The organism is Desulfuromonadaceae bacterium, from assembly GCA_019429445.1.
Classification (GTDB): Bacteria; Desulfobacterota; Desulfuromonadia; order Desulfuromonadales; family JAHYIW01; genus JAHYIW01.
On the sequence record JAHYIW010000030.1, the window covers coordinates 24,513 to 32,438 of the forward strand.

The 7,926-nt window shown below is 54.8% G+C and carries 8 protein-coding genes; 4 read left to right on the forward strand and 4 right to left on the reverse strand.

Annotated elements, in window-relative coordinates; genetic code table 11:
* Positions 1 to 245: 245 nt before the first annotated feature.
* From K0A93_11725 to K0A93_11735, 3 genes are all read left to right on the forward strand, one after another.
* On the forward strand, positions 246 to 917 hold the full coding sequence (locus K0A93_11725; GenBank protein ID MBW6512759.1) for a flavodoxin family protein: 672 nt from the start codon (positions 246 to 248) through the stop codon (positions 915 to 917).
* 206 nt (positions 918 to 1,123) lie between these two features.
* A complete protein-coding gene (locus tag K0A93_11730) occupies positions 1,124 to 2,401 on the forward strand; it encodes a DEAD/DEAH box helicase (protein ID MBW6512760.1) in 1,278 nt (425 codons plus the stop codon).
* A 239-nt stretch (positions 2,402 to 2,640) separates the two neighbouring features.
* Positions 2,641 to 3,561 (forward strand): ketoacyl-ACP synthase III, encoded by a 921-nt coding sequence (locus K0A93_11735; protein ID MBW6512761.1) that lies wholly within the window; start codon positions 2,641 to 2,643, stop codon positions 3,559 to 3,561.
* 238 nt (positions 3,562 to 3,799) lie between these two features.
* Here the strand turns inward: K0A93_11735 and K0A93_11740 are convergent, their stop codons facing one another.
* Together K0A93_11740 and K0A93_11745 are read right to left on the reverse strand one after the other, a co-directional pair.
* Positions 3,800 to 4,498 (reverse strand): Bax inhibitor-1/YccA family protein, encoded by a 699-nt coding sequence (locus K0A93_11740; GenBank protein MBW6512762.1) that lies wholly within the window; start codon positions 4,496 to 4,498, stop codon positions 3,800 to 3,802.
* Between the two features lie 22 nt (positions 4,499 to 4,520).
* Entirely contained in the window at positions 4,521 to 4,997 is a 477-nt protein-coding gene (locus K0A93_11745) for a DUF1456 family protein (protein ID MBW6512763.1), read from the reverse strand.
* Between the two features lie 201 nt (positions 4,998 to 5,198).
* Between K0A93_11745 and K0A93_11750 the strand changes: the two genes are divergently transcribed.
* Positions 5,199 to 5,540: a hypothetical protein gene (locus tag K0A93_11750; protein MBW6512764.1), complete on the forward strand. Its 342-nt coding sequence runs from the start codon at positions 5,199 to 5,201 to the stop codon at positions 5,538 to 5,540.
* A 19-nt stretch (positions 5,541 to 5,559) separates the two neighbouring features.
* Here K0A93_11750 and K0A93_11755 read toward each other — a convergent pair whose 3' ends face one another.
* A complete protein-coding gene (locus K0A93_11755) occupies positions 5,560 to 5,724 on the reverse strand; it encodes a hypothetical protein (protein ID MBW6512765.1) in 165 nt (54 codons plus the stop codon).
* Positions 5,725 to 5,832: 108 nt separating this feature from the next.
* A complete protein-coding gene (locus K0A93_11760) occupies positions 5,833 to 7,671 on the reverse strand; it encodes an IS1634 family transposase (protein ID MBW6512766.1) in 1,839 nt (612 codons plus the stop codon).
* Positions 7,672 to 7,926 lie beyond the last annotated feature (255 nt).

Sequence of the window (7,926 nt, forward strand, 5' to 3'; positions counted from 1 at the left end):
CCCAGCAAGGAGCTGTCCCAGACTCCGGCATTGTTTTTGCGGGGCGTTGATTCCTGCGCAGAAATTTTGTCGATCACAAATGTGAAATATTTGATACATTATATTTTAAGCCACGTCGCATCACATCAACCGATTCAGGAGCATGCGGCCCTCAAATTCCGGCCACCGCATCGATTGGCCAGTGGGCACAAGCTGCCCTGACGGCCATCCTTGACCGATCTTCTGACGCATGGAGGAAACCATTAATGAAAATCATTGCTGTTATTGGCAGCCCGCGCGGCATGCAGGGAAATACCGGGCGGCTGCTCGAAGGAGTCCTTGCCGGGGCCGGGGAGGCCGGGGCCGACACGGAAACTCTTTCCCTGGCAACACTCAACGTCAAGCCCTGTGTCGCCTGCGATCTCTGTCATCGCACCGGGGTCTGTAATATCAAGGACGACTACGAAGCAATTAAGGAAAAACTGCTCGCCGGTGACGGCTTCATTCTGGCCAGTCCCAATTATATTGTCAGCGTCTCCGCCCAGATGAAAGCATTTTTCGATCGCTGCAACGGCCTGATTCATTGCCAGACCCTCGAAGGAAAATATGCCGCTGTCGTTGAAACCTCGGGGGGGGGTGAGGACAAGTTTGTGCTGAACTACATGGAACGTTTCACCCAGCTGCTCGGTGCGTCATCAGTCGGTGGCGTTGGCTCGCATACCAGCGGTGCGCGCACTTTTCCCGAAGAAGAAGCACTCTTCGCACACGCCGCACAGCTGGGACGCGAACTATGTCGCTGCATTGAGGAGAAACAGACCTTCCCCAATCAGCAAATTTTTCGCGACAACATCAAGGCACGCATGATGACACTGGTTGAAATGATGCGCGATGACTGGATTTTTGAACGGGACTATTGGGCAACTAAATCGACCGACTGACACCGCTCCGGCAAGGGCAAAATTGCCCGTTTTCAACTATTTACCTTGACATAAGGCCTGCACCACTGCTACCGTGGCGAAGTATGACCGCAGTTTTTAGATGAAACAACCAAATCATCGCAGGCCCCGGTATACCCGCCGGGGCCTTTTTATTAATGAGCTGTCAGCATTTAACATGTTCAAGCAGCTCACAGCAAAGGAACACCATGCAATTTAACCAGTTTAATTTCCACCCCAAAGTCACAAGCGGTATTACCACCGCCGGCTATGTCACGCCCACTCCGATTCAGGCGCAAGCTATCCCCAAAGTCATGCAAGGTCTTGATGTGATGGGCCTGGCGCAAACCGGCACCGGAAAAACCGCAGCCTTCGCCCTGCCGATCCTCCATCGGTTGATGGATGGCGGGCGCAAATCCGTCCGCGCTTTGGTGATCGCACCGACCCGCGAGCTGGCAGAACAGATCCATACGTCATTTGAGCAGTTTGGTGCCGCGACCGGGCTGCGCAGTATCACCATCTACGGAGGGGTCGGTTTTGGGCCACAGGCCAAAAAACTGAAGCAGGGGGCGGAAATCGTCGTTGCCTGCCCCGGTCGACTCCTTGACCATATTCAGCAAAAAACCATCGACCTCGCGCGGATTGACGTTCTGGTCCTCGACGAAGCCGATCAAATGTTTGACATGGGGTTTTTCCCTGACATCCGCAAGATTCTTTCCCACTTGCCAAAGCGTCGCCAGACGCTGCTCTTTTCGGCCACCATGCCGAATGAAATCCGCAAGCTGGCACACGAGGTGTTGAATAACCCGGAAACCGTCCAGGTCGCCACCGCCGCTCCGGCCGACACGGTCAGTCACGCCCTCTATCCGGTCCCGCAGCACCTGAAGGCTGATCTGCTGCTGGAACTGCTCCGCCACACCGACACCGACTCGGTACTGGTCTTTACCCGCACCAAACATCGCGCCAAACGGCTCGGTGAAAAACTCACCGGCAGCGGCTACCAGGCCGCCTCGTTGCAGGGAAACCTGTCCCAGTCACGCCGTCAGGAGGCCCTTGACGGGTTTCGCAGCGGCAAATATCAGGTACTCGTTGCCACCGATATCGCCGCCCGCGGCATTGACGTTTCGCAAATTTCACATGTGGTTAATTTTGATATCCCCAATACCCCGGAAGCCTATATCCATCGCATCGGTCGGACCGGTCGTGCGACACGCACCGGCGATGCCTTTACCATGGTCACCGGTGAAGACACGGCGATGATCCGCGCCATCGAAAAGACCCTCGGGGGGACTATCGAGCGCCGCAAGGTGGATAACTTCAACTACAGTGTCGCTGCGCCCCTCAAGCAGGAGCAACCGCCACGGCGCCCACGGCAGCAGCCGACAAGTCGCAAACCGGCGACCAAAGTCAGCGGCAGCGAGGGAGCCAAACAAGCTCAACGCCGCCGCCCGCCAAGTCGTACAACGTCGCCAGCGCGCGTCGGCTAGAACTCACGACCCGGCAAGATTCCGCATTAATCGCTAAAAGGGCAGGTTGCTACTAATCAGCAACCTGCCCTTTTGTGACTCGAACAGGGATCGCGATAAGATTGATGTGGCACCGATTGTTTTGATCTGCTATAATTTCTCATTAGTTTTTCTGCCAGAAGCAATCAACGTCAACAGTCCGCGGCCATTTACTTGCCCTTTCCCGCAGGGGACATCCTGCGCAAAAAAGGAAAAAGATCATGCTCGGTATAGAACAAATCGGCACCTATATCCCGTCTCAGCGCATCTCCAATTATGATCGTCAGGAACAGTTCGGCATCGATTCACACTTCATCGAAAAAAAGATCGGGGTGCGTTCCGTCTCGCGCAAGAGCGCCCAGGAAGAAACTTCCGATCTCGGACAACGGGCGGTGGAATCCCTTGTAAAACGCAGCGGCCTCGATCTCGCTACGGTCGAATTGCTGGTCGTCGTCACCCAGACCCCCGACTACCCGATCCCCCACACTTCGGCCATTCTTCACGGACGGTTGGGCCTCGATACACAGTGCGCCTGTTTCGATATCTCCCTGGGTTGTTCCGGTTTCGTCTACGGACTGTCGGTAGTGAAATCATTCATGGAGAGCAACGGCCTGAAACGCGGAATCCTGGTCACGGCTGATCCTTACTCCAAGGTTGTAAACCCGGACGACAAGAACACCACCTTGCTGTTCGGTGACGCCGCCGCCGCGACCCTTATCTCCGATCATCCCGTCCTTGTTCCCGGCGCCTTTACCTTTGGCAGCATGGGGGCCGAGTACGATAAACTCATCTGTCGCGACGGTGTGCTGTCGATGAACGGCAGAGCGGTCTTTAACTTTGCGGCCAAACAGATCCCCGGCGATCTGCGTCTGATGGCAGAGAAAAACAATATTGCCCTGGAGAAGATCGACCGCTTTCTGCTCCACCAGGGGAGCCTGATCATCGTCGAGACGATTACCGCGAAACTCGGCCTGGAACCGGGACGGGTCCCCTTTTCTGCCGGTGATTTTGGTAACAGTTGTTCCTCGACAATTCCCATCCTGCTCATTGATGAAATCGACGATCCGACCGTAAAGACCATCGCTGTCAGCGGCTTCGGCGTTGGCCTTTCCTGGGCAAGCACCTTGCTTCGCCGGGTCTGACCGGGCACCAGCAGATCGATAAAAAAGGCCGTCTGTTTTACCACAGACGGCCTTTTTAGGTGAGCTTTGCACCGAGTACCCTGTAACCCATAATCTTTCGCATCTTGCTTGTTCTTTACCGCGTCAGCTACGTTCCGATTTCAGCTGTTTAGCTACGCTAGGCAACAGAAATCGCGCCTTGCTGACACGTCAAAGCCCTGCGCAATCCCTCGAAATCCTATGGGTTACAGGCTGCTAGTCAGCGGCGATTGCCGAAGATCCGCAGCAACATCAGAAACAAATTGATAAAGTCGAGATAGAGCCGCAGCGCCCCCATGATCGCACCCTTGTGATAGTCCTCTGCGCTGCTGAAACCTTGCGCGGCCAGCTGCTTGATTTTGTGGGTATCGTAGGCGGTGAGGCCGACAAAAACGATGACCCCGCAAAAAGTTGACACCCAGTAGACCATCGAACTCTGCATAAAGATGTTGACCACCGAGGCAATCACCACGCCGATCAACCCCATGAACAGAAAGCTCCCCCACGAACTGAGATCTTTTTTGGTCAGGTAGCCGTATGCGCTCATGGCGCCGAACGTTCCGGCGGTGATCATGAAGGTCGAAACAATTGAGCTTTTGGTATAGACGAGAAAAATCGACGCAAACGTCACGCCGTTGAGGGCCGAGTAGGCCAGAAACATCAGCGTGGCGGTTTTGGCACTGAGCTTGGTGATCGCCGCACTCAGCCAGATCACCAGTCCGAGCTCACCAAGAATCAACCCGTAAAAAACCATTTTGTTGCCAAAAATCAGTTCCAGCAGGGTGGTGCTGCTGAGCGTCACATACGCCGCCAATGCAGTCAGCAGCAAGCCGCACCCCATCCAGGTGTAGACCTGACGGAAAAAATCGGCCGGAACGGCAATGGCGCGGGTTGCGGTATAGTTGAGCGGTGTTTCCATGGGCATCTCCAACGTTGTAAGGTTAACTCTTGTCGCAAAGATTATCGCGATATTTCAGCTGAATGCCTTTCAGGAACTTGCGCAGCACCTGATCCTGACATTCGCGGTAATGTTTGTGCTCTGTGTTGCGAAAGAAAGCGCTGAGTTCGTGCTTGCCGATGCGCATCCCGGCCAGTGCCATGAGCTCCAGAATATCATCATCTTTCAACTCCAGGGCAATTTTCAGTTTCCGAAAAACAAGGTTGTTGGTCAGCCGCTGTTCCGGCATCGGCTGCACACCCTCTTTTTTGCCGCGCCGATCGATAATAAAACCGTTCAAAAAGGTTGCCAGCTGCACGTCACGGCAGTCCTGAAACGCCGGGTCCTCGTCTTTTTTGAGCCAGGCACTGATCTGTTCGCGGGTGACCTCATGAGCAGCCAGAGCAAAGGTGGCGATCATCCCCGCGTCACTCAAATCAAAAGCATAGCGGAGACGGCGCAGAATATCGTTATTCGTCACAAGCAAACTCCAATCGAATCAGTATCAGTAGCATGAGCCCATCGAAGAGCTTAGTCGATTTTTCGGCAAAAAGGAACCTTTTCGCGCTGCCCCTCTGCCGGTGCCGATAACGACCGGCCATGATTCAACTGGTATCGGCGGCGATAGTGCGCTAGTCTGCTGATGAGTGGTTTTCCATGGAACCCCGACGGAGAATTTGCAATGGAATTATTTCTCAGCAAGACGACGATGGCGATCATCCTCTTTTTATGTGCCGGAATCATCCAATCGTTCTGCTACATGAACAAACGCCTCCCCGCCGGGCGGCGCTCGCCGGTCTATCCCACGGAATCCGGCAAGGCGACGCTGCTGAATTTGTCATGGATCTTTCAGGCGGTCATCGCTACGGTCATGACCATGCCCGAGGGGCCGGTTCGGCTGGGGGTGACGCTGGCCAGCTACTTTCTGGTGTTGCCCTTCGTGGTTCAGATCCCGATGGCCCGCATGCTTGGGTTCAAGAGTTTCCGAGAGTATATGGCCGTTGTCGATGGGCGAAAAAAATAGCGTCAGGTACGGATGATGCTCAACGATACCTCTCTGCCTGCAAGGTGAAGAGGTAGGCGTACTGCCCGCCAAGAGACATCAGCTCGGCATGACTCCACCGCTCGACGATCCGCCCCTTAGCGATGACAACAATCTGATCGGCCATGCGCACAGTGGAGAAGCGGTGGGAGATCAGCACCGTCATCTTGCCACGACTTAACCCACATTTAACACCCTGAATTATTTCTCCTGTAAAAACGGGATATTACCATTTAAAAAAATCCGTCTGGCACTACATTCGCGTTTTTAAGCATCAGTTAATCAGTTTTTGGATTCCTCCCGGCGCGGCAGACAGGCCCAAGACGTCATAGAGTCTCTTCAGTTTCGGTTCAGCGACCGTGGCCTTGCGGACATGGAGAGTTCGGCCATCCCGTTGCTTGAATGTCGCGGTAACCCGTTGCTGCACCGAAAAGGTCTCCCGTAATGTGCTCCAGCTATCCACGATGTCCCCGGTTTTCAGCTTTTGCCGCAGCGCCTGAACCGCTTGGTAGGCCAAAACGGTGATAAACAGATGCCCTTCGGCCCGTTCTTCCTTGTGGTGATAGACCGGTCGTAACCCCAATTCTGATTTCAGGCTGCGAAAGACCGCTTCCAGATCGGTCAGCATGGTGTAGGTCCGCCATAAGGTGGCCTCATCCCAGTTCAGCTCGTTGGTGCGCAGGCAATAGACACCCGGGTGGGTCAGGAGTGTCCCGTCCACCGGCTGCTTTTCCCAGCTAAGGGCGACGGCGTTGGTGCCACTTTCATCCAGGATCAGCTCGACTGTGTAATGCTGCCCGATCCCGTGACTCTTCGCCTTGAGGCGCCCAATCCTTTGCAGCAACTTCTCCGGCCGCTTCTCGTTGCGGGGTTTCTGGAGCCCTTCGGCCAGTTTGGTGAGCCCTTCTTCAAAGCGCCGGGTGAACTGTTCGGCCATCGCCGTCTCTTTCTCCTGGCGCTCTGGGGAGTGGCAGTACAGACGCACTTCCTTGCCGCCCTCGCTGAGAACCCGCTGAATCCGGATGGTCTGCTCGGATGCCGTGGTCGTTGCTACCGCCTGACTCTCGTCAAACTGACGCCTGCGCTCGCGACTGACCACCAGGTAGCGGTAATGATGTTCCACCAGCCAGGCGATATTGGCCTCGGTAGCGATCCCGGCGTCCATCACGACCAGTGCCCCCGGCGGGGTATCGAGCCCCCGCAGCATCCCTTCGAGGGTTTTCCCCTCAGAAACATTGCCCTCGAACATCTGTGAGCGCCGCACGAACCCGCTGCCGTCCAGCACCAATCCCAGAGTCACCAGCGGGCAGTCGCTTCGCTTCTCCTTGGAGCGACCACGGCGCGCCTTGGCATTGCCGGCCATCTCCCCTTCAAAATAGGTGTTGGTCAGATCGTAAAGGGTCACCGTTTCAGGAATCGTGAAGAGACTTTGGATTCGCGGAAACAGAGCTTCCTCAATGGCCTGCCGATGCCGCACCAGCAAATCGGACACCCGATACAAACGCATCAGCGGCATGGCTTCAAAATCGGTATCCAGAAGCTCGCCCAGAGCGCTGCGCTCCGTCAGCCAGCGATAGGTGGCCAGTTCACTTCCGGGGGCGGCCATCCGGCCGATGATGCTTCCCAGCGCCGCAGCCCTCTGGACACCATTGAACCCGACAGATTCAAGGATCTGCGGCATCTCCAGCCAGGAAAGAGCGCTCAATCCGACGTGCTCCACTCCGACCGAGCGAGGACGGACCAGTTCCAGAGAGTCGATATCGACTTCCTGATACTCCACTTCGGAACTCTCTTGAACCGGAGCGGCCGGTGCACTGAGAACCACAAGACGTGCGGCATAACGCTGGGCCTCAACCTCAACCTCGGCGGATTCAGGCAAAAATGCTTCTTGTCCGGAGAGGATCTGATCAATCCGCGCACACAGCTGAGGCCAATGTTCCTTCGGCAGGGAAAAGTTCCTCCCCAGGTTCAGCAAAGTGCGTTGCTTGACCTTCGTACCGACCCGCTCCGAGGCGACCAGGCGAAAGGTGTAGTAGTCTTCGCCATTTTTTGAGCTTCTGGTTTTTGTTTGTCGAATATACATGGAGACAGGGTGGCACAAGCCAGACTTCATGTCAACAACAAAATACTTTTTATGGCACTACAATCAAGAGTAAAAAACTAAGTTGCTGAAATCATTTAGTTTATTTTTTGAAAAACCCAAATTTCCCTCAAAATACTAGACAAAATGTTAAATATGGGTTAAGCAACGAGCAGGTGATAATTTCCAAAGCTGAATGGCGCGATATGAATCAGCGGTAGCTGACACAGGCCCTGATTTTGTTTCGTCATCTATATATTGCACTTTTTTTTCAACCGGTGTACCCTA